General features: G+C 72.4%; 27 protein-coding genes. 14 read left to right on the top strand and 13 right to left on the bottom strand.

Translation table 11 applies throughout. The features are described from left to right. Together J2W20_RS13445 and J2W20_RS13440 are read left to right on the top strand one after the other, a co-directional pair. Positions 1-852 (top strand): ABC transporter permease, encoded by an 852-nt coding sequence (locus J2W20_RS13445; RefSeq protein ID WP_307007176.1) that lies wholly within the window; start codon positions 1-3, stop codon positions 850-852. Between the two features lie 133 nt (positions 853-985). Continuing rightward, on the top strand, positions 986-1,441 hold the full coding sequence (locus J2W20_RS13440; RefSeq protein WP_307007175.1) for a TM2 domain-containing protein: 456 nt from the start codon (positions 986-988) through the stop codon (positions 1,439-1,441). 17 nt (positions 1,442-1,458) lie between these two features. Here the strand turns inward: J2W20_RS13440 and J2W20_RS13435 are convergent, their stop codons facing one another. After that, positions 1,459-2,361, bottom strand: coding sequence for an ArgP/LysG family DNA-binding transcriptional regulator (locus J2W20_RS13435; protein ID WP_307007174.1), 903 nt, complete (start codon positions 2,359-2,361; stop codon positions 1,459-1,461). A gap of 45 nt (positions 2,362-2,406) precedes the next feature. Between J2W20_RS13435 and J2W20_RS13430 the strand changes: the two genes are divergently transcribed. Next, positions 2,407-3,036 (top strand): LysE/ArgO family amino acid transporter, encoded by a 630-nt coding sequence (locus tag J2W20_RS13430; RefSeq protein ID WP_307007173.1) that lies wholly within the window; start codon positions 2,407-2,409, stop codon positions 3,034-3,036. Positions 3,037-3,150: 114 nt separating this feature from the next. On the opposite strand, the gene J2W20_RS13425 is transcribed toward J2W20_RS13430, so the two are convergent. Together J2W20_RS13425 and J2W20_RS13420 are read right to left on the bottom strand one after the other, a co-directional pair. After that, positions 3,151-4,188 carry a lactonase family protein gene (locus tag J2W20_RS13425; RefSeq protein WP_307007172.1) on the bottom strand — a complete coding sequence of 346 codons (1,038 nt, stop codon included), beginning with the start codon at positions 4,186-4,188 and terminating at the stop codon, positions 3,151-3,153. A gap of 39 nt (positions 4,189-4,227) precedes the next feature. Beyond that, positions 4,228-4,650: an SRPBCC family protein gene (locus J2W20_RS13420; protein ID WP_307007171.1), complete on the bottom strand. Its 423-nt coding sequence runs from the start codon at positions 4,648-4,650 to the stop codon at positions 4,228-4,230. A 231-nt stretch (positions 4,651-4,881) separates the two neighbouring features. Between J2W20_RS13420 and J2W20_RS13415 the strand changes: the two genes are divergently transcribed. Next, on the top strand, positions 4,882-6,294 hold the full coding sequence (locus tag J2W20_RS13415) for an aldehyde dehydrogenase family protein (protein WP_307007259.1): 1,413 nt from the start codon (positions 4,882-4,884) through the stop codon (positions 6,292-6,294). 176 nt (positions 6,295-6,470) lie between these two features. Beyond that, on the top strand, positions 6,471-7,817 hold the full coding sequence (locus tag J2W20_RS13410; RefSeq protein ID WP_307007170.1) for a serine/threonine-protein kinase: 1,347 nt from the start codon (positions 6,471-6,473) through the stop codon (positions 7,815-7,817). 109 nt (positions 7,818-7,926) lie between these two features. On the opposite strand, the gene J2W20_RS13405 is transcribed toward J2W20_RS13410, so the two are convergent. Continuing rightward, the gene (locus tag J2W20_RS13405) at positions 7,927-8,448 is read right to left on the bottom strand and encodes an SRPBCC domain-containing protein (RefSeq protein WP_307007169.1); all 522 of its coding nucleotides are present in this window, start codon (positions 8,446-8,448) and stop codon (positions 7,927-7,929) included. A 60-nt stretch (positions 8,449-8,508) separates the two neighbouring features. Then, entirely contained in the window at positions 8,509-9,327 is an 819-nt protein-coding gene (locus J2W20_RS13400) for an oxidoreductase (protein ID WP_307007168.1), read from the bottom strand. 40 nt (positions 9,328-9,367) lie between these two features. Here J2W20_RS13400 and J2W20_RS13395 point away from each other — a divergent pair, with 40 nt between their 5' ends. The 3 genes from J2W20_RS13395 to J2W20_RS13385 all read left to right on the top strand — a co-directional run bounded on the left by J2W20_RS13395 (position 9,368) and on the right by J2W20_RS13385 (position 12,160). Further along, on the top strand, positions 9,368-10,357 hold the full coding sequence (locus J2W20_RS13395; RefSeq protein WP_307007167.1) for an NADPH:quinone reductase: 990 nt from the start codon (positions 9,368-9,370) through the stop codon (positions 10,355-10,357). A gap of 267 nt (positions 10,358-10,624) precedes the next feature. After that, entirely contained in the window at positions 10,625-10,882 is a 258-nt protein-coding gene (locus tag J2W20_RS13390) for a metal-sensitive transcriptional regulator (protein WP_307007166.1), read from the top strand. Between the two features lie 63 nt (positions 10,883-10,945). After that, positions 10,946-12,160 carry an aminotransferase class I/II-fold pyridoxal phosphate-dependent enzyme gene (locus tag J2W20_RS13385; protein ID WP_307007165.1) on the top strand — a complete coding sequence of 405 codons (1,215 nt, stop codon included), beginning with the start codon at positions 10,946-10,948 and terminating at the stop codon, positions 12,158-12,160. Between the two features lies 1 nt (position 12,161). Here the strand turns inward: J2W20_RS13385 and J2W20_RS13380 are convergent, their stop codons facing one another. The 3 genes from J2W20_RS13380 to J2W20_RS13370 all read right to left on the bottom strand — a co-directional run bounded on the left by J2W20_RS13380 (position 12,162) and on the right by J2W20_RS13370 (position 15,210). Further along, positions 12,162-13,655: a DUF5129 domain-containing protein gene (locus J2W20_RS13380; RefSeq protein WP_307007164.1), complete on the bottom strand. Its 1,494-nt coding sequence runs from the start codon at positions 13,653-13,655 to the stop codon at positions 12,162-12,164. 112 nt (positions 13,656-13,767) lie between these two features. Further along, positions 13,768-14,769, bottom strand: coding sequence for an aldo/keto reductase (locus J2W20_RS13375; RefSeq protein ID WP_307007163.1), 1,002 nt, complete (start codon positions 14,767-14,769; stop codon positions 13,768-13,770). 42 nt (positions 14,770-14,811) lie between these two features. Further along, positions 14,812-15,210, bottom strand: a complete 399-nt coding sequence (locus tag J2W20_RS13370) for an RNA-binding S4 domain-containing protein (protein ID WP_307007162.1) — start codon at positions 15,208-15,210, stop codon at positions 14,812-14,814. A gap of 63 nt (positions 15,211-15,273) precedes the next feature. Here J2W20_RS13370 and J2W20_RS13365 point away from each other — a divergent pair, with 63 nt between their 5' ends. After that, entirely contained in the window at positions 15,274-15,420 is a 147-nt protein-coding gene (locus J2W20_RS13365; RefSeq protein ID WP_307007161.1) for a hypothetical protein, read from the top strand. Between the two features lie 91 nt (positions 15,421-15,511). On the opposite strand, the gene J2W20_RS13360 is transcribed toward J2W20_RS13365, so the two are convergent. Further along, positions 15,512-16,009, bottom strand: coding sequence for a uracil-DNA glycosylase (locus tag J2W20_RS13360; protein WP_307007258.1), 498 nt, complete (start codon positions 16,007-16,009; stop codon positions 15,512-15,514). 1,087 nt (positions 16,010-17,096) lie between these two features. On the opposite strand from J2W20_RS13360, the gene J2W20_RS13355 reads away from it, so the two are divergent. Both J2W20_RS13355 and J2W20_RS13350 read left to right on the top strand, forming a co-directional pair. Then, positions 17,097-17,540 (top strand): GNAT family N-acetyltransferase, encoded by a 444-nt coding sequence (locus tag J2W20_RS13355; RefSeq protein ID WP_307007160.1) that lies wholly within the window; start codon positions 17,097-17,099, stop codon positions 17,538-17,540. Positions 17,541-17,848: 308 nt separating this feature from the next. Next, positions 17,849-19,372, top strand: coding sequence for a DHA2 family efflux MFS transporter permease subunit (locus J2W20_RS13350; RefSeq protein ID WP_307007159.1), 1,524 nt, complete (start codon positions 17,849-17,851; stop codon positions 19,370-19,372). A 41-nt stretch (positions 19,373-19,413) separates the two neighbouring features. On the opposite strand, the gene J2W20_RS13345 is transcribed toward J2W20_RS13350, so the two are convergent. Next, entirely contained in the window at positions 19,414-20,208 is a 795-nt protein-coding gene (locus tag J2W20_RS13345) for an SDR family oxidoreductase (protein WP_307007158.1), read from the bottom strand. A 241-nt stretch (positions 20,209-20,449) separates the two neighbouring features. Continuing rightward, positions 20,450-21,844 carry a bifunctional pirin family protein/GNAT family N-acetyltransferase gene (locus J2W20_RS13340; protein WP_307007157.1) on the bottom strand — a complete coding sequence of 465 codons (1,395 nt, stop codon included), beginning with the start codon at positions 21,842-21,844 and terminating at the stop codon, positions 20,450-20,452. Between the two features lie 335 nt (positions 21,845-22,179). On the opposite strand from J2W20_RS13340, the gene J2W20_RS13335 reads away from it, so the two are divergent. Together J2W20_RS13335 and J2W20_RS13330 are read left to right on the top strand one after the other, a co-directional pair. Continuing rightward, positions 22,180-22,587: an ArsR/SmtB family transcription factor gene (locus J2W20_RS13335; RefSeq protein ID WP_307007156.1), complete on the top strand. Its 408-nt coding sequence runs from the start codon at positions 22,180-22,182 to the stop codon at positions 22,585-22,587. Beyond that, positions 22,584-23,072: an SRPBCC family protein gene (locus tag J2W20_RS13330; RefSeq protein WP_307007155.1), complete on the top strand. Its 489-nt coding sequence runs from the start codon at positions 22,584-22,586 to the stop codon at positions 23,070-23,072. Before J2W20_RS13335 ends, J2W20_RS13330 begins: the two co-directional genes overlap by 4 nt. A 215-nt stretch (positions 23,073-23,287) precedes the next feature. Here the strand turns inward: J2W20_RS13330 and J2W20_RS13325 are convergent, their stop codons facing one another. Together J2W20_RS13325 and J2W20_RS13320 are read right to left on the bottom strand one after the other, a co-directional pair. After that, complete coding sequence (locus J2W20_RS13325) at positions 23,288-24,169, bottom strand: rhomboid family intramembrane serine protease (protein WP_307007154.1); 882 nt, start codon at positions 24,167-24,169, stop codon at positions 23,288-23,290. A 9-nt stretch (positions 24,170-24,178) separates the two neighbouring features. Beyond that, positions 24,179-24,724 carry a peptidylprolyl isomerase gene (locus tag J2W20_RS13320; protein ID WP_307007153.1) on the bottom strand — a complete coding sequence of 182 codons (546 nt, stop codon included), beginning with the start codon at positions 24,722-24,724 and terminating at the stop codon, positions 24,179-24,181. Positions 24,725-24,888: 164 nt separating this feature from the next. On the opposite strand from J2W20_RS13320, the gene J2W20_RS13315 reads away from it, so the two are divergent. Next, positions 24,889-25,935: a hypothetical protein gene (locus tag J2W20_RS13315; RefSeq protein WP_307007152.1), complete on the top strand. Its 1,047-nt coding sequence runs from the start codon at positions 24,889-24,891 to the stop codon at positions 25,933-25,935. The last annotated feature ends 21 nt before the right edge of the window (positions 25,936-25,956 follow it).

The following is a 25,956-nucleotide window of genomic DNA, read 5'->3' as shown; positions in this document are numbered from 1 at the left end:
ATGTCCGGCACCCGGGCGGTCGCCCGCGGCAGGGTCTCCGCCAGCACGGTCTCCCTCGGCACGATCGGCATGGTCTGGCAGCGCGAGCTGCTGAGGTACGTGCGCACGCCGTCGCGCATCTTCACCGGCCTCGCCCAGCCGCTGCTGTTCCTCTTTGTCCTCGGGTACGGCATGGGCAGCCTCGTCGGGACCACGGGAGGGCTGGACTTCCGCAAGTTCGTGTTCCCCGGGATCGTGGCAATGAGCGTCGTGTCGACGTCGATCTTCAGCGCGATCTCCATCGTGTGGGACCGGGAGTTCGGGTTCCTGCGCGAGATGCTCGTGGCTCCGGTGCCGCGCTGGGCGCTCGTGCTGGGCAAGACGGCGGGCGGCGCGACGGTGGCCACGGGGCAGGGCACCATCATGCTCGTGCTCGCGCCGCTCGTCGGGGTGGACCTGACGTTCCTGACCATCGCGGCGGTGATCGCCATCGAGTTCGTCATGGCCGCCGCGCTCACGGCGTTCGGGGTCTTCGTGGCAAGCCGCATCACCCGGATGGAGGGCTTCCAGATGGTCATGCAGCTCGTGCTGCTGCCCATGATCTTCCTCTCGGGCGCCCTGTTCCCGCTCGCCGGGCTGCCGCTCTGGCTGGAGATCCTCACCCGGCTCAATCCGCTGACGTACGCGGTCGCGCCGCTGCGGTCGGTCGTCTTCGGGGCCCAGAACCTGCCGGCCGCGGCGCTGGCCCGCTTCCCCAGCGACGTGACGATGTTCGGCTGGACCCTCTCGATCTGGACCGAGCTGGCGATCACTGTGGTGTTCGCGGTCGTGTTCCTCGCCCTCGCCGTGCGGGGGTTCGGGCGGCGGCTCTAGCGTGCCGCGACGGCTTGCTTTGGACATGTCCAAATGACACGATCGTGCTGCCGCGCCATGCAAGCCTGTCCGTGCTCTCTGGGGGGAGGGGTGCCGGACGCGGTCCCACAGTCTGACGCACGAAAGGTCCGCCATGAGCGAGCAGTACCCCGACCACGCCCAGAACAAGGGCACTCGGCCCTCACCCTACGGACCGCAGGGGCCCGACGCCCACCTGCAGGGCCAGCCGGCGCCCCAGCCGTACCCCCAGCAGTACCCCCAGGCGCAGCCGCAGCAGGGCGGCCAGGGCTACGCACCCCAGTCCTACCCGCCTCCCTACCCCCAGGTCGTCGTCCAGCGCCAGCCCAAGTCGAGGGTCGCGGCAGGCCTGTTCGGCATCTTCCTCGGTGGGCTGGGCATCCACCGCTTCTACCTGGGCTACACGGCGATCGGCCTCATCCAGCTCCTCGGCTGCCTCTTCCTCGGCCTGTTCTCGCTGGGCATCCTCAGCTTCGCGATCGGCATCTGGGGCTTCATCGAGGGCATCCTGATCCTCGCCCGCACGGACTACTTCCGCGTGGACGCCCACGGCATCCCGCTCAACGACTGAGCCGCCGGAGGCGCGCCTCACCGCCGCAGCACGGCGGCGGCGCGCACCACGGCGTCGCCCACCTCCGCGAGGCCGGGCGAGTCGAGCGTCCACGACTGCCAGTAGAGCCTGAGGTCCTCCCGCCAGTCCGGGGCCAGCTCCACGAGGTCGCCGCGGGGGTCCTGCTGATCCGGCACCATGCCCCAGCCGAGCCCGGCGTGCACGGCCTCGACGTACTGCACGGAGTCCGGGATGAAGTGCTGCGGCGGCGTCGCCTCCGGCGCCACCCGGGCCAGGAGGGCGAGCTGGTGGCTGTCCTTGCGGTCATACTGCATGACGGGCGCCGCCCCGAGCGCCTGGGCCGTGGCCCCGCGTGGGAACCACCGCGCGGCGAACTCCGCCGAGGCCTTCGCCCGGTACACCATGGTCCCGAGCGGGCGCACGCTGCAGCCCTGGACGGGCCGGGGATCCGCGGTGACGGCGCCGACCGCGTCGCCGGAGCGGAGGAGGTCCGCCGTCGCGTGCTCGTCGTCGCGCAGGAGCTCGACGGCGATCCGGCCTCCCAGTGCCACCTCGCGGATCGCGGGGGGCAGCCAGGTGGCGATCGAGTCGGCATTGGCCACGATCGGGACCCGCAGCAGCTCGGTGACGCCGCCGGCGGAACCCGGCCGGGCGGCGTCGTGCGCCTGCTCCGAGCGGAGGGCGAGCAGCGCCTCGTCGGCGAGCAGGAGCAGCTGGCGGGCCGAACGCAGGAGGCGCTCCCCCGCCGGGGTGGGGACCACGGGCTTGAGCCGGCGCACCAGCACGCTGCCCACCGAGCGCTCGAGGGCCTTGATCCGCTGGCTCACGGCGGAGGGGGTGATGCGCAGCTCGTCGGCGGCGGCCTCGAACGTCTCCTGGTCCACCACGGCGGCGAGGGCCCTCAGCTGCTCCAAGTCCATGAAGAGATCCTAATGCCTCTGTAGATACGGTTAGTTGATCTTCATATGGGGCGCCCGTACCGTCGAAGGGTGTTCCTCTCCTACCTCGCCGGATTCGGCGCCAGCCTCGGCCTGATCGTGGTGATCGGCGCGCAGAACGCGTTCGTGCTCCGGCAGGGGATCAAGCGCGAGTGGGTGCTCCCCGTGGTGGTGCTGTGCGCCCTGAGCGACGCGGTGCTGATCTTCGCCGGAGTGGCCGGGATCGGCGCGGCCGTCCAGGGCGCGCCCCTCCTCCTGCAGGCGATCCGCTGGATCGGGGCGGCCTTCCTCGTGGCCTACGGGTTCTTCGCCGCCAAGCGCGCGCTCCATCCCGGCACTCTCCACGCCGCCCGAGGGGCCGGTCCGGCGGGCCTCGGGGCCACGCTCACGACGGTCCTCGCGCTGACCTGGCTCAACCCGCACGTCTACCTCGACACCCTCGTGCTCCTCGGCTCGCTCGCCAATGCGCAGGGTGCGGGACGCTGGGCGTTCGGGTCCGGAGCCGCCTCCGCGAGCGCCCTGTGGTTCCCGCTCATCGGCTACGGGGCGCGGGCGCTGAGCGGGTTCTTCGCCCGGCCCGCGGCGTGGCGGGTGCTGGACGGGTGCGTCGCGGCGCTCATGCTCGCCCTCGCCGCGCTGCTCGCCTTCGGGGGCTGACGCCGCCAGGAACTGCACCGCTCGGGCCGGCGTTTGCCCTCCTCGCCCTTCTCCTCGGGGATGGGGCCAGGGCCTCGCCGCCACGGTGGCCGCCGGGCGGCGCGGCCCGAGCGCTCAGGCGGCCGGGCCGCAGTCGAGGGCGACCGGGCCGGCGCTCGTCCGGGCCCTCGAGACCGGAGAAAGCGAGCCGTCCTCGTTGATCAGGTAGCTCGTCACGGCGTGCGAGGCCTCGCCAGACACGAGGAGGAACTGCCCCGCCGGATCGATCGCCGCGCTCCCGGGCACCTGCTCGGTCTCGATCCGGCTGAGGAACTCGAGCAGGCCCTCCCGGAGCGCGAAGCACGCCAGGGTCCCCGATGACCGCTCGGTCGTGTAGAGGAAGCGCTCGTCCGGGGTGATCCTGAGGTCCGCGGCCCAGACCACGCCGGGTCCCGGGTCCGGCGTGGTCGCCGAGCGGACGACTCCCGGCCCCAGGCCCAGCCCGGCCACGGCGGAGGCCCGCTGGAGGAGCTCGAGCCGGCCGCTCCCGGCCTCCCTGGCATACACGGCGACGTCCCCGGAGAGCTCGTGCACCACGTACGCCCGATCCCCCGCCCGGTTGAGCCGCAGGTACCGGGGACCGGACCCGGGCTCCGCCGCGACATGCCCGCTGGGCTCGCGCGTGCCCGGGCCCGAGCCGTCCGCGTCCATCGGAAACCAGCTCACCCTGTCGTCCCCGAGGGACGTCGCGTAGAGGAAGCGCCCGTCGGGGCTGACGGCAGCGCAGTGCGTGTTGCGCCCGGTCGCGTAGGTGAGGTGGCCGGCGTCGTCCGCGGCTCCTGGAAGGGGGACGAGGTCCAGGCGGCCCTCGCCGTACGAGGCGCTGAACAGCCCGCGGCCGTCCGGGGCTGCCGCGATGAAGCAGGTCGACGCGGGAAGGGGGCGCTCCTCCCCGATCCTGCCGTCGGAGTCGAGGACGACGGCGCGCGGCCGGTCCCCGTTGCACCCGGCGTAGAGCATGCCGTCAGGCCCGAAGGCGAGGGCCGCGGCGCCGTCGAGGCCGCCGATTCGCCGCGACGGCTCGAGCTGCCCGGTCTGCGCATCGAGGGTGAGGAGGTCCACGGCGCCGGCGTCGGCGCACGCGACGGCAACGAGGGAGGTCTGCTGGGTCACGGTCGGCCCTTTCCGTGGTCGGATGCTGTCCTCCCGCTGCTACCCGCTGCCGCCCGGGGGAACACACGCGCCGTCCTCCAGCAGCCGGCGCAGGGCGTCGAGGTCGGCCTGGACGGCGGCCGCATCGGACTCGAACGCCTCGTCGGTCGTGCCCTCCTCGCGGCGGAGGTGGAAGACAGCGAGGCTGTGCGGCCCGTCGGCCAGGATGCGGAACTGGTTCAGCACGGTGGTGCCGTCCGGGAACAGGACCTCGTGGTCGAGGATCCCGGCCGAGGTGTCGCCGACGAAGCGCACCTCGACCGCGCCCAGGGGCGAATCGGCGAGCCACCGCCCGCGCTCCTCGCCGATTCCGGCGGCCAGTCCCGCCGCCCAGCGGGGGAGGTTGGCGGGGTCGCCCGCGAACGCGGACACGACGCGCGGGGACAGGCCGATGGGGACGCTCAGGTGGCGGAACTCGGACACGCGCCCACGCTACCCCTCCCCCGTTTCGGGTACGCATCTCGTCGCCCACTCCCGGTTCCGGGTACGCATCTCGTCGCCGATTCGGCGTTCCGGGTACGAGGCCCTGCACGCCGCCCGCCCAAGCGTGCACCGATGGACAAGCGGCGATCACGGCAAGCCAAGCCGCGGCCCGGGACGCGAACGCACTCTGGGAAGGACACAGCACTCGACGAGGAGGACTCGATGGAGACCCTGCAGACCACGGATTCCCTGCTGGAAGCGATCGCTCCGGCACCGGGCGCGCCCGGCACCGAGCTGTTCGACCCGGCCACGGGCGAGCTCGTCGGCGTCGCCCCGGTGCACGGGCTGGCCGAGCTCGAGGCCGCCATCTCGGCCGCGAAGGCGGCGCAGCCAACCTGGGCCGCCGCCGGGCACCAGGCCCGCTCCGCCGCGCTGGTGGCTGCGGCAGAGGCGGTCGAGGCCCACGCCGAGGAGCTCGCCCGGATCCTCTCCCGCGAGCAGGGCAAGCCCCTCAACGGCCCCAACGCCCGCTTCGAGGTCGGCGCCTGCGCCGCCTGGCTGCGCACCGCCGCCGCCACGGAGCTCGAGCCCGAGACCGTCGTCGACGACGGCAGCACCCGCGCCGTGCTCCAGTACCGGCCCATCGGCCTCGTCGGGGCGATCGGCCCCTGGAACTGGCCCCTGATGATCACCGTCTGGCAGATCGCCCCGGCGCTGCGCATGGGCAACGCCGTCATCGTCAAGCCGAGCGAGTACACCCCCTTGTCCGTCCTGGCCCTGGTCAAGGTCATCAACGCTGCCGTCCCCGAGGGCCTGCTCACCGTCGTCGCCGGCGGCCGCGAGGTCGGGGAGGCCCTCGCCGAGCACCCCGCCATCGGCAAGGTCATGTTCACCGGCTCCACGGCCACGGGCAAGGCCATCATCCGCTCCAGCGCTGACACCGTGAAGCGGCTCACCCTCGAGCTCGGCGGCAATGACGCCGGCATTGTCCTGCCCGACGCCGACCCTGCCCCGATCGCCGAAGGCCTCTTCTGGGGCGCGTTCATCAACACCGGCCAGACCTGCGCCGCCCTCAAGCGCCTCTACGTCCACGAGGACATCTACGACCAGGTCTGCGACGCGCTCACCGAGTACGCGAAGAACGTCCCCATGGGCGTGGGACTGGACGAGCAGAACGTCCTGGGCCCGCTGCAGAACAGGGCCCAGTACGAGATCGTCGCCCGCCTGGTCGAGGCCGCCAAGGCCTCCGGCGCCCGCGTCCTGCTCGGCGGCGACCCCGACGAGACCAGGCCCGGCTACTTCTACCCCACCACCCTCGTCGCGGACATCGACAACAACAACCCCCTCGTGGCCGAGGAGCAGTTCGGCCCCGCCCTGCCCATCATCAAGTACTCCACCGTCGAGGACGCCATCCAGATGGCCAACGGCCTCGAGGTCGGCCTCGGCGCCTCCGTCTGGTCCGCCGACCCCCACGCCGCCCGCCAGGTCGCCCAGCGCCTCGAGGCCGGCAGCGTCTGGATCAACGCCCACGGCACCGTCCACCCCATGGCCCCCTTCGGCGGCGCCAAGCAGTCCGGCTACGGCCTCGAATTCGGCGCCGAGGGACTCAAGGCCCTCGGCCAACCCCAGGTGATCCACGGGTAGGCATTCCTGTCGCGGCATGTATCGATAGAAGTATGGTTCGATTTCATATTTCCGGAAGGTGAGGGCGCCGATGCCACGTCGGCGCCCTCGCCGCCGTCCCCGCGAAGGAGGCGCCCGAGCAGCCCAGTCCACTAGGCTTGATGTACCGGATACGGCAGGGCAAGGAGGGGCACAACGTGGCCGAGAGCGACACGGGGCCGGACCCCGTCCTCGTCGGCGGCAGGTACCGTCTCCTCGAGCTGGCCGGGAGCGGTGCGATGGCCACGGTCCACCGGGCCCGCGACGAAGTCCTGGGCCGCGACGTTGCCGTGAAGACCTTCCGTGCCCACGCCTCCGACCCCCGTCGGGAGGAGCGCCGGCGGAGCGAGATGCAGGTCCTCGCCCGCCTCAACCACCCCAGCCTCGTGCGTCTCTACGACGCCGGCACCGATGCGCAGGACGACGGCACCCACCACGTGGCCTATCTCGTCATGGAGTTCGTGCACGGCACCGACCTCCGCAAGCGGCTCGCCTCCGGTCCGCTCACGCACGACGACGTCCGGCAGCTCGGTCTCGACCTCGCCGGAGCGCTGGCCTGCGTCCATGCCCTGGGGATCGTGCACCGAGACATCAAGCCTGCCAATATCCTGGTCCCCGATCCGGGACCGGGCCGGCGCCGGCCCGCGAAGCTGACTGACTTCGGTATCGCCCGCCTCACCGACGCCTCGCGGCTCACCGTCACCAACACGACGATCGGCACTGCCAACTACCTCAGCCCCGAGCAGGCGCGCGGCGAAAAGGTCGGACCGGCTTCGGACATCTACTCCCTCGGCCTGGTGCTGCTCGAATGCCTCAAGGGCTCGATGGAATTCACCGGCGGCGCCGTGGAAGCCGCCGTCGCCCGCCTTCTGCGCTCCCCCAAGATCCCCGAGGAACTGGGCGAACCGTGGGGCCCCCTGCTGGCGCGCATGACGGCCCGCGAAGCGGCAGACCGTCCCACCGCAGCCGAGGTCCTGGGCATCCTCCGCGGTGAGCTTCCTGCCGCCGGGCCCGGCCCGGTGCAGGGTGGGGCCACCGAGGTCCTCCTTCACGCCGCCCCCTCCTCACCGACGCGCCTGCTCCCCGCCGAAGAAACGCGCCCCACAACCGCCCGGACTCCGGTCGTCGGCCAGGGTGCGTCCGCAGCCCCCCGGGGCGGCGCGCCGTTCACCCGCCCGGCGAAGCCCACAACCACGAGGACTGGCGGGCGGACGCGGACTCAGGGCCGGACCCTGAAGAGGGCCGCGGTCGTCGTCGGGATCATCGCGGTGCTCCTGGTCGTCGTGCCGTTGGCCCTCCGGGCGGCCATGCTGCCGTCGGCGCCGGTGCAGCCCGCTCCGGCCTCACCCGCCGCACCTGCTCCCGGCGGCTCCGTGGGGCCGGCCGCCACCGACCCGACCCTGACGTCCCCGGGCGCCGCGACCGTACCCGCCCCGCAGCCGGGGAAGGCCAAGGGCAAGGAGAAGCGGCCCCACCAGGCACCGCCGCAGGGCTCCGGCGGGTAGCGGAAGGCCAGCCGCCTCCCGGGCGTACCCGAGTCGCCGATTTCCCGGCGAGATGCGTACCCGAAACGGCGGAGGGGCGACGAGATGCGTACCCGAAACGGGAGGGGAGCTACGGGGTCTGGCCCGGAATGGGCGCGCCGCACGGGAGCCCCGCGGCGACATAGCCGTCGTAGAGCGTCTGCCACTCGAGCGGGCCAGACCCGGCCCGCGGCCCCGCGCCGGGAGGCCCTCCGAGCGCCCTCTCCAGTGCACCGAGGCAGAGATGCCAGCCGGCGGCGTTCCGCGCGGCAGCCGTCGAATCGGCGAGCCAGTTCCGCAGGGTGAGCTCAGCCGCGGCCTCGGTGCCCTCGACGGCGAACTCCAGGAGGTCGCCGCCCCAGCTGAACGCCCACCGGGTCGGCGGCTCCCAGTCGAGGATCCTGCCGGTGCTCGGCTCCGCTCGCGGGTCGCCGCTGAAGGACACGGTTCCGGCCCCGGGATCCAGGGCGACCTGCGAGGGGAACCATGCGCCAAGCCCCTCGGGCGTGGCGACGGCCGCCCACAGCTGACCGGCGCTGGCCTCGTAGGAGCGGATGAACGTCACGAGACCGCGTCCCTCGATCTCGGCGTACTGTCCGTCGAGCTCTTCCATGTCGTGCTCCGTAACATGCCTCAAAACGAATACAGGCGGCACCCCCGCGCCGGGCACGCCTCAGTGCCGGTAGATCGCGCGGACTATCCCGTCGAACAGCCGGTCGGGGAGGACCTTGCGGAGCGCCAGGAGCGGCCGGGCCCCGGCACCGACGCGGTAGCGTGCATGGGGCCGGGCTGACTCGACGGCCTGGAGGATGGCCCCAGCCACGGCCTCCGGAGGGGATGCCATCCCGGGCAGGTAGGCCGCCTTCATGACCCCGGCCACCCGCCGTGCCCCCTTGGCGTAGGGGCCGTTCCCCGACACGGCGAGGAGCGAGCCGCGGGCGATCGAACTCCACTCGGACCGGATGGCGCCCGGCTGGATGACCACGACGCGCACACCGAAGGGACGCAGCTCGATCCGCAGCGAGTCGGAGAGGCCCTCCACGGCGAACTTGGTCGCGTGGTACCACGAGCCGAGCGGCTCGTAGAACTGTCCGCCCATCGAGGAGACATTCACGATCGTCCCCGAGCGGCGTTCCCGCATGCCCGGCAGGACCAGCTGGGTCAGGCGGGCCAGGCCGAAGACGTTGACCTCGAACTGGCGCCGCGCCTCCTCGAGCGGGACCTCCTCGAGGGCGCCGAAAGAGCCGTAGCCGGCGTTGTTGACGAGCACATCGATGCGGCCCGTCTCACCGAGGACCTTCCGGACGGCGTCGGTGAGCGAGGCGTCCTCGGTGACGTCGAGCGCGAGGAGGCGCGCGCCGTCGTGCGCGAGGTCCTCCATGCGCTCCACGCGCCGGGCCGCGGCGTAGACCGTGTATCCCGCCCCGAGGAGGGCGCGCACGGTGGCCTCGCCGATCCCGCTCGAAGCGCCTGTGACGAGAGCAACCTGCATGCCGCCACGCTACCCTGAGGCAGCGTCGAAAGGACACGCCATGGATCTGCCCGCGACGATGCGCGCCGCGTTCATCCGCGAGACCGGGGGCACGGACCGGATCGAGGTCGGCGAGCTCCCCACGCCCCGCCCCGGGCCCACCGACGTCGTCGTGCAGTTCCAGGCGAGTGCGGTCAACCACGTCGACACGTTCGTCCGGTCGGGGGCCTACCGGACCCCGCTGGCCTTCCCGTTCGTGATCGGACGGGACCTCGTGGGCACCGTCGCGACAGCAGGCCCGGGCGCGCCGGGATTCGCCCTGGGCGACCGGGTGTGGACCAACAGCCTCGGCCACGCGGGCCGGCAGGGCGCCTGGTCCGAGTACGCCGTGGTCGCCTCGGAGAGGCTCTACCACCTTCCCCCGGACGTCGATGCCGGAGACGCCGCGGCGGCGCTCCACCCGACGGCCACGGCGTACCTCGGGCTGTTCCGCCGGGCCCAGCTCACCGCCGGGGACACGGTGCTCGTGGGCGGCGCGGGCGGAGCCGTGGGCAGCGCAGCAGTCCAGCTGGCGGCGGCCGCGGGGGCACGTGTCATCGCCACCGCTGCACGCAGGGACCACCAGTGGGCGGCCTCGTGCGGAGCGGCCCTGGTCCTCGACTACCGGGATCCGGAGCTGCCCGCGCTGATCCGGGATGCCGCGCCGGAAGGGGTCGACGTCTGGCTCGACACGAGCGAGCACCACGACCTGCCCACGGCGGTGCCCCTCCTGCGGCCCGGGGGAACCATCGTGGTCATGGCGGGGCTTGCGGCCCAGACGCCGCTGCCGGTGGGCGCGCTCTACACGCGCGACGCCAGCGTCCGCGGCTTCGCGATCAGCAACGCCTCGGTGGACGACCTCGCGGCCGCGGCGCGCGCGGTCAACCGGCTCATGGCCCGGGGCCGGCCGGTAGTCCGCACCGCCGCCACGCTGAGGCTCGACGACGCCGCCGAGGCCCACGCGCTGCAGGAGGGCCGCGCGGTCCGCGGGCGCATCGTCGTGGCACGCTGACGGGCGCCGCGCGGAGGGACCGTGGGGGCCCCGGGCCATGGTGGGAAGGGGGGCTCCCACCATGGCTCGGCGCCTCGCGGTACCGCCAATTTACCCAACAGTAACTATGGAAACCGTCAGCCGGGACGGCGCGGCCGCCGCCTGTTCCGCCGGGCCGGCTTCCGCATCGCCCCGTATCCATGATACCCGACGGGGTATGAAGCGGATACCCAGAGGGGTACACTGGAAGGTGCCTGTCGCGAAGGGCGTGCCAGAAGGAGGAACACCATGAATGTCGAGCCGGAGTCCATGAGGGCTGCGATCAACCGCCTCAAGCGTGCCCAGGGCCAGCTCAACGCCGTGGTGCGCATGCTCGAGGAGGGCCAGGACTGCAAGGCGATCGTCACGCAGCTCTCCGCCGTCTCGAGCGCCGTGGACAAGGCCGGATTCAGCATCATCGCCACGAACCTGCAGCAGTGCCTCGCCAACCCTGAGCGCGGCGGCGACGTGGCCGAGCTCGAGAAGATGTTCCTCAGCCTCGCCTGAGGCCCCGACCCCTCCGCCGAGCCGCCGGCCGCCCGGCGCCGCGCGTGTGACAAGCTGGAGCGCATGAGCTCCCGCTTCGCCGCCTCGTCCCGCTCGCAGGTGCCGCCGTTCGCGGTCATGGACATCCTCGCCCGCGTCGACGGGCTGCGGTCCCAGGGCCGCGACGTCGTGAGCCTGTGCGCGGGAGAGCCCTCCGGAGGCGCGCCCTCCGCGGTCTCTGCCAAGGCCGCGCAGATCCACGCCTCGGGCCGGGCCCTGACGTACACCCCGTCACTGGGCACGGCGGAGCTCCGCGCGGCGATCGCCGACCACTACCGCCGGTGGTACGGCCTCGCGGTGGATCCCGCCCAGGTCGCCGTCACCACGGGGTCCTCGGGTGCCTTCCTGCTCTCGTTCCTCGCCGCCTTCGAGGCCGGGGACCGGGTGGCGCTCGCCCTCCCGGGCTACCCGGCGTACCGGAACATCCTCGCCGCGCTCGGGTGCGAGGTGGTCGAGCTCGACGCCGGCCCCGAGTCGCGCTTCCAGCCCACCCCAGCGATGCTCGATGCCGCCGCCTCCGAGCGCGGGCCCCTCGCCGGCCTCGTGCTCGCCTCGCCCGCGAACCCGACGGGGACCATGGTCGACCGGGACGAGCTGACCGCGTTGAGCGACTGGTGCGCGGCGAACAGCGTCCGGCTCGTGAGCGACGAGATCTACCACGGCATCACCTACCCGGGGGCGGGCACGGCCTCCGATGTGCACAGCCCGCGCGGGGTGTGCGCGTGGGAGCTGGACCGGGAAGCGGTCGTGATCTCGAGCTTCTCGAAGTACTGGGGCATGACGGGGTGGCGGCTCGGCTGGATGCTCGTGCCGGAGGAGCTGGTCGGGGCGGTGGACGCCCTCGCCGGCAACGTCGCCCTGTGCCCGCCGGCCCCGTCCCAGCTCGCGGCGGTCGAGGCCTTCTCCCTCGAGTCCTACGCCGAGGCCGACGCGTGGGTCGCCGGCTACGCCCGCACCCGGCAGACGCTGCTCGACGCGCTGCCTGCCCTGGGGTGGGGGCCGGCCGCACCGGCCGACGGCGCGTTCTACCTCTACGCCGAGCTCGGCGACCAGCTCGCCCGGTTCGGAGATTCCCGCGAGTACGCCCGGGCGCTGCTCGAGGCCGAGGGGGTGGCACTCGTGCCGGGCACCGACTTCGATGCGGTCCACGGATCCCGCGCGGTCCGCCTCTCCTTCGCGGCGGGCCAGCCGGCGGTCGAGGCGGCCATCGAGCGGATCCTGCGCTTCCAGGGCGCCTGAGTCAGAAGCCGGACGAGCTGCCGGAGCCGGAGAAGCTCCCCCCGCTGCTGCCGTAGCCGGTGCTCGAGGAGGACGAGCGGGCGGAGTCCACGGCCGAATAGCCGGCGGCGATGCCGGTGTTGAAGCTCATGATGCTGACCACGGGCAGCTGCGGGTAGGCGACGTCGAGGATGCTGCCCTGGGTCCGGTGCGTGCTGCGCCAGGACCGCGTGGACGCCTCGAGCTTGCGGTGCATGAGGTCCCGCTCCTTGGCGTTCTTGGCGTGCGCGTCGATCACGGCCTGCGCGTGCGCCCCGAGGAGCTCGCCGATGCGCTCGCGCTGGGCCTTGAGGCCGTCGAGTGCCGCCTCCGGGGTGAGGGATCCGTCCTCGAGACCGCCCCCGAGCCGCTCGATCTCGACCCGGGCGAGGGCGACGCCGGACTCGAGCGCCTTGGCGCTCTCGGGGGCGCCAGCGGTCGTCGCGGCCGCGAGCATGGCGTCCACCCCGTCGAGCTGGCCGGTGAGGTCACCCGTCTGGCGCTGCCACGCGGAGCGCCAGCTCGCGCCCCGGTTCAGGATCGAGTTGGTGTCCGCGATCGCATCGTCGAGCCCGTCGAGGGTCTGGGCGAGCTCCTCGTATCTGCGGGCCTCCTTCAGGCTCGCCGACCTCGAGCGCTCCCGCGCCGGCATGGGGGTGAGGCGGTCCCGGAGCCGCGTGGCCTCGCGGTGCTTGGCCCGGAAGCCCTCCCACCGCTCGAGGACCAGGCCTCCATAGGAGGACGAGGCCGGGATGGTGGAGGCGTTGAGCTCGGTCTCCTCGAGCGCGAGGGTGACCGAGGAGTAGGACCGGTCCCCGGAGGCGAGCGCCTCCGCGAACTTCCGCCGCCGCCGAGCCCGCATGCCGGCCCACGTCCCCGCGCCGCCGAGCACCACGATGCCGGCGATCCCGCCGCCGATCAGGAACGCGGGGGAGAGGTACCAGGGGCGCCCGATCCGGGACGCCGCGGACTCCACACCGGCGATGGTCCCGTCCGTCCACTGGGCCGCACGGAAGAGGTCCTTGGTGTCGTCCTGGATGGCCTTCTGCTCGTCGAGGCTCACCTTGCGGTCCTCGCCGAAGTAGGTCCCGACATGCCGCCCGGTCGTGTCGAGGGCGAAGATGAACAGCCCGTCCGCCCACTTCTGCCCGTCGGCGCTGATCCACTCGGGGTGGTTGGCCCTCGCGTACCGCAGGACCTCCTCGTTGAGGTTGTCCGCCGCCGTGCCGGCGCGCGTGAAGACCACGACCTTCGTGGGCTCGTAGAACGAGATCTTCGCGAGGGCCTGATCCAGCTGCGGGCGGTACAGGGCTCCCGCGGTGTCCTCGACCACCACCTGGGTGGGCGGGTCCGCCAGCGCCGCTGGCGCGGACGCGAGCAGCGCCCCGGAGGCGACGGCGAGCCAGCCGACGACGAGCAGCAGGGCAGAGCCCCCGGCCACGAGCGCCCGCACGGCGCCCCCCACGAACCGTCCCACGACAATCCCCCTCCGCGCGGCCCCGTGGGCCGACAACGCCAGCGTACGCAACGCCGTCGTCCGCGAGCAGGGGAGAAGTCCCCTGCAGGTGCCCTGCGAATCCGAGGGCCGCTCAGGCGGTCTGGAACTCCTCGGTGTCGACGTCGGCCTGCGCGGCCTGGGAGTACCGGCCGCCGGAGACGGTGCGCTCGTTGACCAGCTCGTCCACGGAGGCGAGCACCTCGACGGGGAGACCGAGGGACCCCGCCGCGAAGTCCTCGTCGAGGTGGGCCGCGCTGCGCGTGCCGGGCAGCGCGATGACGTGCTCGCCGCGGGAGAGGACCCAGGCGATCGCGAGCTGCGCGGGCGAGCAGCCGGCGCCGCGCGCGAGCCCGGCGAAGCGGTCCAGGAGGGAGAGGTTGGCGGCCCAGTGCTCGGCAGCGAAGCGCGGCATCGACCGGCGCAGGTCCCAGTCCGGCAGCCCCGAGGGGTCGCGCAGCACCCCGCCGAAGGCGCCGCGGCCCACGGGGCTGAAGGCGACGAACGCGATGCCCAGCTCGCGGCACGCCTCCAGCGTGCCCAGTTCGGGGTTGCGCGTCCACGGGGAGTACTCGTTCTGCAGCGCGGCGACGGGGTGCTCGGCGTGGGCGCGGCGCAGCGTGTCCGCGCCGATCTCGGAGAGGCCGACGGCGCCGATCTTGCCCTCGCGCTCGAGCTCGCCGAGTGCTCCGACGGACTCCTCGATCGGCACAGAGCGGTCCCAGCGGTGGAGGTAGTAGAGGTCGATCTTCTCGGTGCGCAGGCGGGCGAGCGAGGCCTCGACGTGCGCGCGGAGCGTCTCGGGCCGGCCGTCGATGACGCGGCGCCCGTCGTGGGAGGACATGCCGCCCTTGGAGGCGAGGAAGAACTCGTCGCGGCGGCCCGCGAGCGTCTCGCCGAGGAGGGTCTCGTTGGCGGTCGCACCGTAGATGGTGGCGGTGTCGAAGTGGGTCACGCCGGCGTCGAGCGCGTGCAGGAGGAGCTTGGCGGCGTCCTCGCGGGACGGCAGGGGGCCATAGGACTGACTCAGGTTCATCCAGCCGAAGCCCACGGGCCCCACACCGGTTCCGGCGATCGTTCGAGGAGTGCAGGTCATCCTCCGATCCTGTCAGATCCTTCCGGGAAGACTTTCAGGCGACTACTCAGCCTGCTGCCCGCGCAGCCGTTCCATCTCGCGCCGGTCCTTCTTGGTGGGCCGCCCCGCCCCGCGGTCGCGCTGCGGCAGGCCGAGGAACGGAACCGGCGGCCGCTCGGGCGTGTGGTCCGTGTAGCACCGAGACGCGGCCTCGGCGCCCACGCGCTTGACGATCAGCACGTGCACCTCGAGGATGCGCTCGAACCCGGGCTGGCGGAGCCGGATCGTGTCTCCCGGGACCACCGTCTGCGAGGCCTTGACCGGGTTGCCGTTGAGCCGGACGTGCCCCGCCCGGCAGGCGGCGGTGGCGGCGGAGCGCGTCTTGAAGGCGCGCACGGCCCACAGCCAGGAGTCGATCCTCACCGCTGAGGGGGACGATGCAGGTGCATTGGAAGGAGGCATGGTGCCCAGCATCCTACCGGCGTATCGTCATGTGAATCGGGGGACGATCAAAGGAGCTCTGACATGCCTGACAAGCAGCCTCACCAGCCCGAGACCCACAAGAAGCCGTCGAAGACCATCAAGGAGCAGCGCGCGGCGAAGAAGGCCAAGAGGGCGGTCTCCCTCGACGCCGATCCGGTGGCGCACCTGCGCAAGCCCCGCAGCAAGTAGGCACCCTCACGCAACGGAAGCGGACGACGCCGGCCGGGTGGCCGCCGTCGTCCGCTTCCGTGCCTCTGGGGTGCTGCCCAGGCTCCGTGCGCTAGGCGCGGCCGGCCTGCAGGCCCGCGCGGGCCATCGCGTCGGCGTACGCGCGGCCCATCTCGATGAGCCACTCGGTCTGGCGCTCCTTCGAGCCGGCGAACGCGCGCCCGTGCAGGGCGCGGGCCTTGTAGACCTTGAGCCCGCGGCGCCAGATGAGGGGGTTGTCCGTCTTGAGGAGCATCTGCGCGAGGCGGTTCGCCTCGGTGCCGTGGGCCACGATCGCCGACACCCTCGGGACAGTCTTGAGGAAGGTGAGCAGCGGCTTGAGGCCAGCGTGCAGCTGCTCGGGCGTGAGCTTGCCGTTGGCCTCGCCCGGGGTGAACCAGGGGTAGGCGTTCCAGGGCATGATCCACTCCGGCCGCAGGCCCAGCTGGTACTGGAGCCCGAGCAGGCGCGTCGCGGCGGCGTCGTCGCCGGCCCAGACGTAGCCGCGCGGGCTGGCCTCGCCGGTGTTGGAGAACAGGCTCACGATCCGGCACTCGTCGACCGAGTGCATGGGGTCGACGTACGGGACCTCGAAGCCCGGGCGCAGCTTGCGCAGGAACTCCACGTGCTGGTTGACCGGGGCGATGTGGGGCGCGAAGTTCGGGTCGGAGGCCGGCGGGTTCCCGGCGGGGGCGGCGGGCGCCTCCTCGGCCTGGACCAGCTCCTCCTTCTGCGCGGGCTCCTCCTGCGCCGAGGTCACCTCGCCAGCGCCCGAGGTCACCCCGGGGGGCGCGGCGAGCACGAGCTCGAGCTGCTCGGCAGCGCGCACGGCATCCTGTTCGGCGGCCGTCGAGGCGTCGAGCGCAGCCTGGGCAGCCTGCTCGGCGGCGGACGCCTCGGCGGCGGCAGCCTTCGCGGCAGCGGCCTTGGCGACGGCGTGCGCCACCGCCTGCTTCGCCGCGGCGGCGGCCTCATCGGCGGCCGCCCGGGCCCTCTCCGCAGCGCGGCGGGCGGCGGCGGCAACCTCGTCGGCGGCGGTGGTCCGCGGCAGGTCGGCCACCGGAGCGGGCGCAGGCTCGGCCACCGGAGCGGCAACAGCAAGGGCGGCAGCAGGCGCCGCAACAGGAGCGGCCAGGTCCACGCCTGCGGCGGCACGGCGCTCGGCGATGCTCGTCACGACCACCTCGGACGCGGCGGGGGTGCCCTTCGCGGTGGCCTTCTTCGGCGCGGGCGATCCCGAGGATGCCTTGGCTGCCGCCTTCTTGGGCGCGGCCGTGGGCCTCAGGGGCTCCGCGTCGTCGTCATCCTCGTCGGAGGCGTCGAAGAGCCCCGCGAAGAGGTCGTCCAGGCGGTCGTCGTCCTCGTCCTCCATGTGGGGGCTGTAGCCGAACCCCTCCTCGTACTTCGCGTCGAGCTCGGAGCGGAAGTCGGAGTCGAAGTCGTCGTAGTAGTCGGGCTCGGCCAAAGCGGTCATGAGGTCGGGGATCTCCTCTTTTCGGGCGCACGCCGTTCCGGGCGCGAAGGGGGGCTGCGTCCGTGTCGGGCTGTCGTGGGGTGGCGAGCCGTGGGTGGCTCAGCTGTCCGAGTGTAGCAAGCTGCAGTTGGGCCTGAGGTCGCCCGCCGTTCACCTTCCCTGGCGGAGCGCGTAAGCTCGGGCCGTGGATGCGGACAACGCGCCCAACATCACACTCCGCCGCCTCGGCCCGCACGACGCCGGCCGGCTCACGGCCGCCTCGGATCTGTTCGACGCCCCTGTCACGGACGCGGGGGCCCGCGAGTTCCTGGCCAAGCCGGGACACCACCTGCTGCTCGCCGAGGATGCAGGGGGCCGGGCGGTCGGCTTCGTGAGCGGCGTCGAGACGGCCCACCCGGACAAGGGCACCGAGATGTTCCTCTACGAGATCGCCGTGGCCGAGGGCTGGCGGCGCCGCGGCGTGGGCTCCCACCTCGTCAATGCCCTCGCCGAGATCGCCCGGGAGGCCGGGTGCTACGGCATGTGGACGGCCACCGAGCAGGACAACCAGGCGGCCCTGGCCACCTACCGCTCTACCGGGGCCCGTCTCGAACCCGGGACTACCGTCGCCGTCTACGACCTGGCCTGACCGCCGGAAAGGCTCCTGGGCACCGGTTCGTTCCACCTGATCCTCTGGGTCACAGCGGCCGACTCCGGCTGGGCACCGGTCGCGTGGATCCTCGCCATCACGGCGGCCCTCCCCGCTGCGGATTCCTCGGCTACCGCGTGCGGAGCATCCGCGGGGGCTGAGCCGTCCCGCGCCTGTCCGATGTGCCCGCCTTCTGGAAGAATGGGAGCCTTCCCCGCGTTGGACTCGACACCGGTCCTGCGCCGGGCGCGCCCCGGCGCGCCGCACCCTCCCCTTGTCCTTCCCTGAAAGCACCTCAGGAGAACCCCTTGCCTCCCGCATCCGAGCACCCCTCGCCGTCGGCCGCCCCGCGCGCCGCGACGCCGCGCGAGGCGCACCCCATCAGCCCGGAGAACCGGCTCGTCGTGACCGTGCTGGTCGTCGCCGCCTTCGTGGTGATCCTCAACGAGACGATCATGAACGTCGCCCTGCCCCGCCTGATGGCCGAGCTGCACATCGACGCGCCCACGGTCCAGTGGCTCTCCACCGCGTTCATGCTGACGATGTCGGTGGTCATCCCGACCACGGGCTTCCTCCTCCAGCGGCTCTCGACCCGCGCCGTGTACATCCTGGCGATGAGCCTGTTCAGCACCGGCACGCTGCTCGCCGCGCTCGCGCCGGGCTTCGGGGTGCTGCTGCTCGCGCGCGTGGTCCAGGCCTCCGGCACGGCGATCATGATGCCGCTGCTGATGACGAGCGTGCTGAACCTCATTCCCGTGCCGCGCCGGGGGCAGGTCATGGGCACCGTCAGCATCGTCATCTCCGTGGCACCCGCCGTGGGTCCCACCCTCTCCGGGCTGATCCTCCAGTTCTTCTCGTGGCGGTTCATGTTCCTCACGGTGCTGCCGATCGCGGTCGCCGCACTGCTGTTCGGTGCCGCGAAGCTGCGCGGGGCCTCCGGCGGGGAGCGCAGCGCCCTCGATGCACTCTCGGTGCTGCTCTCGGTGCCGGCCTTCGGCGGCGTGGTGTACGGGCTCAGCCAGCTGGGCGGGGAGGGATCGGGCGGACTCGGCCCGGTCGTGCCGCTGCTGGTCGGGGCCGCGGCGCTGGCGGCCTTCGTGCTGCGGCAGCTTGCGCTCCAGCGCTCCGGCTCGCCGCTGCTGGATCTGCGCGCGTTCGCGTATCCGATGTACACGATCGCGACGGCGCTGCTCATGGTCGGGATGATGGCCCTCTTCGGGGTCGTCATCCTCCTGCCGCTCTACCTCCAGCAGCTTCGCGGGCTCGACACGCTCGGTACGGGTCTGCTCCTCCTGCCGGGCGGCCTCGTCATGGGGCTGCTCGCGCCCACCGTCGGCCGGTGGTTCGACCGAGTCGGCCCGGTGCCGCTGACCCTGACGGGAACGTCCCTCATCACCGCCGTGCTCGGGGCGCTGGCGTTCATCACCGCGGAGACGTCGGTGTGGCTCGTCATGGGCCTGCACATCGTCCTGTCGCTCGGGCTCGCCTTCCTGTTCACCCCGACGTTCACGAGCGGGCTGAATCCGCTGCCGCCGCGCCTCTACAGCCACGGCTCGGCCATCCTGAGCACCCTGCAGCAGGTGGCGGGCGCGGCGGGGACGGCGCTGCTCGTCGCGGTCATGGCCGGCACGGCGCAGGCGGCCCGGGCGAGCATGCCCGCGGCGGCCGCCGCGATGGCAGGATTCCGCGCGGCGTTCCTCGTCGCGGCCGTGGCCGGGGTCGCCGCGATCGTGCTTGCTGCCTTCCTCCGGAACCGGCCTGCGGAGGAGGCGGGGGACCAGGGCCCGTCTGAGCCGCATGCCGCACCCTCGGAGCCGCGGCAGGCTGTCTGATACTTTCCCTGCCCGGAATATTCCGTTGAGGGGATCCAAGCTCAGGGAGCCGAGAAGCCTCCGTCGGCGTGGAGGAGCTGGCCGTTGACCCAGCCGCCCGGGCCGCTGAGGAGGAAGGCCACCACGCCGGCAATGTCCGCCGGGGTGCCGAGGCGCCCCCAAGGCTGCCGGGCGGCCAGGGCTGCGCGGGTGTCGTCATCCATCCAGCCGGTGTCGACGGGCCCCGGGTTGACGACGTTGGCAGCGATGCCCTGCGGAGCCAGCTCCCGTGCCGCCGCAGTGACGATGCGGTCGAGTGCGCCCGTGCTTGCCCCGTAGGGCATGTTCCCCACCGTGTGGTCGGAGGTGAGCGCCACGATGCGCCCCGCACCGTGCCACTCGGCCGGGAACTGCCGGGCGTAGGCGCGGACGAGGAGCCAGGAGGCCCGGACGTTCACCGCGAAATGCCGGTCGAAAGATTCGAGCCCCGTGTCCAGCAGCGCCGAATCGACGGACTCCGCATGGCTGAGCACGAGCGCCCTGACGGGCCGCTCGCCTCCCGCCTCCGCCAGGAGTCGTTCCGGGGCTGCGGGGTCGGCGAGGTCTGCCTCGATCGTCGCGACGGAGGCCCCGAGCCCGCGCAGTTCCTCGGCGATGGCCTCGGCGTCGGCGGCCTGTACACCCCAGGGCATGCGGCTGTCGTAGGGGCGCCAGAACGAGAGGGCAAGGTCCCACCCCTGGCGCGCGAGCTCGCGGGCGATGCCCGCGCCGATACCGACGGTGCGTCCTACCCCCGTGACGAGCGCGAGGGGCCGATCCCCGTCTGTCGGGACGGGTCCATCCACGGTGGGCTCCATTCGGCCATGCTAACGGCGCTCCCGTACCCGGAGGGCGGGAGCGGCGCCGAGATCCGTACCCGGAACGCCGCATCGACGCCGAGATCCGTACCCGGAACGGGGGAGCGAGGTTGTACACGGGGTGTGCACAGCGCCGGCCGAGTTATCCACAGGGTGTGGGAAAGTCGGTGGATACCGGCCCGCTGCGGGGAACTACATCAGTGTGAGTTATCCACGGCGTGGACAACCCTGTGGACAAACCTCAGTCCTCGTCTATCACGAAGCCCTCCTCGACGAGGTCCGCATAGTCGGGGTGCCGCTTGAGGAAGGCCCGGACATAGGGGCAGTACGGGCGGATCCGGCGTCCCGCCGCACGCACGTCGTCGAGCGCGTAGGTGACGAGCCTGCTCGCGAGCCCCATGCCCGAGTAGCCGTCGGCCACCTCGGTGTGGTCGAACGCGTAGACGGAGCCGCCCTCCTTCTCCCGGTACTGGGTGAAGCCGGCAACCACCCCTCCAACGTGCACCTCGTAGCGGTGCTTCTGGTCCGCGTGGACGAACTCCGTCTTCCCAGACTGCCTCTCGGATTCCTGCACGGTCATGGGTCCCTCCTTCTCGGCTGTTCCTGCAGTGCCGTGCGGCGTGTGCGCGCTCGGCCGTGGGCGGAGCCTGACGTTGGGCAGCGGGGGAGCGGGCAGCGCCGGCTCGCCCCCGGTGAGCTCGACGACGGGACCGAACGGTGCGCCGTCGTCCGTCGGTCCCTGCCCCGCCAGCTGCCCGTTCCACGCGTCGCGGAAGGCCACGACCTCCTCGTGGGAGCGGCCCACGAAGTTCCACCACATGGTGATCTCCTCGGGGAACGGCGGGCCGCCGAGGATCACCGCGCGCACCGGGCGGGGTCCCTGATTGGCGAGCCGGATGCGGCCGCGTCCCGGGGCGAGGAAGGCCAGGTGCGCCTCGGCCAGCGCGGTGCCCTCGACCTCGAGCGCCCCACCGTCGGCGAGAATCGCGTGCTCGAACTCCTCCGCGACCTCCAGGAGCGCCTCGCCTCCCGGGTCGAGGACGGCCTCGGCTCCGAGCAGTGCCGTGTACGTGCGGACGGGGGAGGACGACCCGTGCAGCGAACCGAGGAACACCCGCAGCTCGCCCGCGCGGGCCCCGTTCCGATCGTGGAGCCCGACGGCGGGCGGCACGTACCGCTCGAACCCCGGAGGGGCGGAGCGGAACGGCCCGGGCAGCGCTGTCCACAGCTGGACGCCGTGCAGCGTGGTCGTCTCGGGCGTCGAGTACTCGGAGTGGTTGATGCCCCGCCCCGCGGTCATGAGGTTGAGCTCCCCAGGGCGGACCCTCGCCTGGTGGCCCGCGCTGTCACGGTGCTCGATCTCGCCCGTGAAGAGCCAGCTCACGGTCTGCAGGCCGGTGTGCGGGTGCGGCGGGACGCGCATGCCGCCGGTGGAGGAGACGTCGTCGGGACCGTAGTGGTCGAGGAAGCACCAGGCGCCCACGAGGGAGCGCTGCCGGGATGGGAGCGTCCGGCGCACGGGCATCGCCCGCGGTCCTCCGAGGGGCACGTCGCGGGGTTCGATGACCTCGATTCCCTGGGCGGCGGGCTCGTCCGCGCAGAGTGTCTCGGCCGGGTCGAGTTCAAGATTGCTCACGCCAGCTACCTCCTTGGCCCGAGCCTACGCCCGGGCGCCGACATCGGGGAGGAGCCCGGGGGGTTGTCAACAGCGTTATGCCCAGAGTTGTCCACAGGCTGGGGACAAGGCTGGGGGAACGGGCCGGTGAAAGCGCTCCTCGGGCGCGCCTGCACGCGGCGCGCGCCGCGAACTACACGCCTGTAAGTTACGCACACTGTGGACATCTCCTGTGGACAGGAACCCTTGACCGCCGCGGGGGACGGGCGTAGCGTGAGTATATTCAACCATTTAGTTGAACAACCGGACCATTGAATAGCGTCCGGATCCGGACGCCGCACGGAGGTCCAGCGCCGATGAGCTCCGCCCCACCCGCCACGGAGACCGAGGAAGACCGGCTCAACCGCGCGTTCGCCGCGCTGTCCGATCCCCTCCGGAGGAAGCTGGTGGCACGCCTCGCCTTGGGGGATGCCACGGTCAACGAGCTCGCGGCGCCGTTCGCCGTGACCGTCCAGGCCGTCTCGAAGCACCTGAGGGTGCTCGAGGGTGCCGGCCTGATCACCCGCAGCCGCGACGCCCAGCGCCGCCCCTGCCACTTGGACCCCACCGCCTTCGGCCCGCTGGCCGCATGGATCGATGCCTACCGGGAGCGCACCGAGGAGAAGTACAGGCGCCTCGACGCGGTCCTCGCGGCCGAGCCGGACCTCGGCGGGGAGCAGGACGCGGCCCAGACGGCCGCGCAGCAGAGAGGACACCAGCCATGACCGCCACCCAGACCTCGACCGTGACCGCCGAACCAGGCCTGCCGTTCGTCGACGTCGTCCGCGAATTCGACGCTCCCGCCGACCGCGTGTTCCGCGCCCACACCGACCCCGCGCTCTTCGCCCAGTGGATCGGTCCCCGGGCCTACACCACGGTGATCGACCACTTCGACGCCCGCAGTGGCGGTTCGTACCGCTTCACCCAGACCGGTGCCGAGGGCGCGAGCTACAGCTTCCACGGGTCGTTCCACGAGCTGACCGCACCGCGGCGCATGGTCCAGACCTTCGAGTTCGAGGGCGCGCCCGGGCACGTCTCCCTCGACGCCGCCGTCCTCGAGGACCTCGACGGGGGCCGCTGCCGGCTCCGCGTCCACTCGTCCTTCCAGACGGTCGAGGCGCGGGACGCGATGCTCGCCGCCGGGATGACCGAGGGCATGAACGAGGGCTACCAGCGGCTCGACGAGCTGCTCGCGTCGGGAGCCGCCTGAATCCACAGCCGTCCACAGCGTCGGCCCCATCTTGTCCACAGGCTGGGGACCGGGTCCTCCTACAGCCCGCCGCTCGCGTCCGGAAGGCCTGTCGCGGCCCGGGACGGCGGCGGCGCAGGCCGGCGCGCGCAGAGCTCAGTTTGTGCACAGATGTGGAAAACCCCTGTGGAGAAGGCTCTCCACAGGGGGTTCCAGAGGGTGCGCCTGCCACCGCGCTACAGGGAGATTCCCCCGAGGGCGGGCACGCTCGAGACCTTCACGACCGTAGCGAGCGCCAGGAGGACGGCGACGGCCACGAGCCCGCCGGCCTGGACCGCGAGGCGGGCCCGGCCGCCCGGTGCGTAGGCGATGACCGCCGTCGCCAGGGCCCCGGTGACGAGGCCGCCCAAGTGCGCCTGCCAGGCGATGCCCGGGACCACGAAGCCGAGCACGGCGTTGATCGCGATCAGCACGACGAGCTGGCGGACGTCGCCGCCGCGCTGGCGCTGCACCACGAACAGGCCTCCGAACAGGCCGAAGATCGCCCCGGAGGCCCCGATCACGGCGACGGGCTGGCCCGGGGCGAGCAGCAGGAATCCGACCGATCCCCCGATCGCCGAGAGCAGGTACACCGCCAGGAACCGGGCCCTGCCCAGCAGCGGCTCGAGGGCCTGTCCGAACAGCCACAGCATGTACATGTTCAGGACGATGTGGAGCACGAAGCCCTGGGAATGGAGGAACGCGCTCGTGAGCATGCGCCACGGCTCGGCCGCGGTCAGCGTGGCCGAGTTCGCGTAGGCGAAGTCCGCGTAGACGGCGCTGCCGGGGATGATCCACTGCAGCGCGTACACGAGCGCGCACACGGCGATGATGCCGATGGTCACCGCGGGCCGGCTGCCGGGCCGCGCCCGGCCCCCGTAGACCGTCCGGGTGGCCCGAGCACTGCCGGAGAGCTCGCGGACGCAGTCCACGCACTGGAAGCCCACGGCGGCCGGCCGCTGGCATTCGGGGCACGCCGGCCGCCCGCAGCGCTGGCACGTCACGTAGGAGACGCGGTCAGGGTGGCGGGGGCAGACGGGGACGGCTTCGGGGCCGGCCGCCGGGCTTCCTTCAGTCACGTCAGCGGGTCAGAGCTGCTCGACGTCGATCGAGCTGATGACGACGTCCTCGACGGGGCGGTCCTGCATGCCCGTGCGGACGGCCTCGATGTCGTCGACGACCTTCTTCGACGCGTCGTCGGCGACCTCGCCGAAGATCGTGTGCTTGCCGTAGAGCCAGCTGGTGTCCACCGTCGTGATGAAGAACTGGGACCCGTTGGTGCCCTTGCCGCCCTGGATGCCTGCGTTCGCCATGGCGAGCTTGTAGGGCTCCTTGAAGTTCAGCTCGGGGTGGATCTCGTCGTCGAACCGGTAGCCCGGGCCGCCGATGCCCTTGCCGAGCGGATCGCCGCCCTGGATCATGAAGTCCTTGATGATGCGGTGGAACACGGTGCCGTTGTAGAGCGGGGTGCCCGTCTTCTCCTCGCCGGTCTCGGGGTGCGTCCAGGCCTGCTCGCCGGTCGCGAGGCCCACGAAGTTCTTGACCGTCTTCGGTGCGTGGTTGCCGAAGAGGTTGACCACGATGTCGCCGTGGTTCGTGTGGATGGTTGCCTTGGCAGTTGCGATTGCGCTCATGGCGGCCATTCTTCCACGGGGCGCCGGGGGCTCCCCGGGTGCGGCGGCGGTTCCGCGCTCGGTGAAATCCGGGAACGGCGGGGGCACTCCGGCCGTGTGACCGTAGCCTATGCCACGCGTGGCACGTAGGCTGGCGTTGGCCCAGCAGACTCCCGGAGGTAGCCGTGAAGAAACCAGTCGAGAAGAGCCTGAACGCGTCCGAGTCGCTCGCCCGCGACGTCCAGCAGAATGTGAGCGCGGGCGTCGAGAGCGCACGCGACTGGGCCCAACCCCGTGTCGACGCTGCAGTGCAGTGGGCCGTCCCGAGGATCCAGCAGGGGCTGGACACGGCCTCGCCGCGGATCCAGGAGGGCCTCAAGTCCGCAGCGCACAACCTCGCCGAGGGCGTGGCCACCGTGACGCCGAAGATCCAGGACGGCCTCTCCCAGCTCGCGCCGCGGATCACCGATGTGGTGGACAGCGCCGCCCCGCGCCTCCACCAGGCTGTGGACAAGGCGGTGCCGGCGATCAAGGATGCAGCCGACGAGTACCTGCCGAAGATCTCGGAGGGCATCGCCCATGCAGCGGACTCCGTCAACCGGGGCCTCTCCACCGCCCCGGGGCGGGTCGACGCCGTCGCGCAGAGGCTCGCCGACTCGGGCGTGGTGCGCCAGGCCGACGCCGCCGCGAAGGAGGCGGTGAGCACCGCCCAGCAGGCGGTCCGCAAGGCCGCGAAGGAGGTCTCCGGCCCGGCCCCGAAGAAGAAGGGCCGCGGCCTGCTGATCTTCGGCGTCATCACGGCCGCGGTCGCTGCCGGCATTGCGGCCTGGAAGGCCGCCAAGCCGGTCGAGGACCCGTGGAAGACTCCCGCCCCGGTGACACCGGCCCCCAAGCCGGCCGAACCGACGGCCTCGACGTCCACCGGCAGCGCCGCGACCCCCTCCCCGGTCCCCGCCAGCAGCGGGCCCGCCACGGATCGGGTCGTCACGGCTGAGAAGCCGGTGGACGAGGCTCCGGATGCGGCCGAGGCTGAGGCCGCCGCCACGCTCGACGCCGGCCAGGCCGCCGTCCTCGAGGGTGAGAAGGCAGGCGAGGAGGCCGCTGAGAAGGACGCCGCCGAGAAGGCCGCGGCCGGCGAGGGCAAGCATGTCGCCCCCGATGCCACGACGGCGATGAAGAACATCCACGCCGCGTCCAACGGCGGCGAGGACAAGGAGACGCCGGGCGCCTGACGTCCGCTTCCCACCGGCTGA

It is taken from the genome of Sinomonas atrocyanea, assembly GCF_030812675.1.
Classification (GTDB): Bacteria; Actinomycetota; Actinomycetes; order Actinomycetales; family Micrococcaceae; genus Sinomonas; species Sinomonas atrocyanea_B.
The sequence above is the reverse complement of the archived record's forward strand: the minus strand, read 5'-3'. Positions and strand labels throughout refer to the sequence as shown.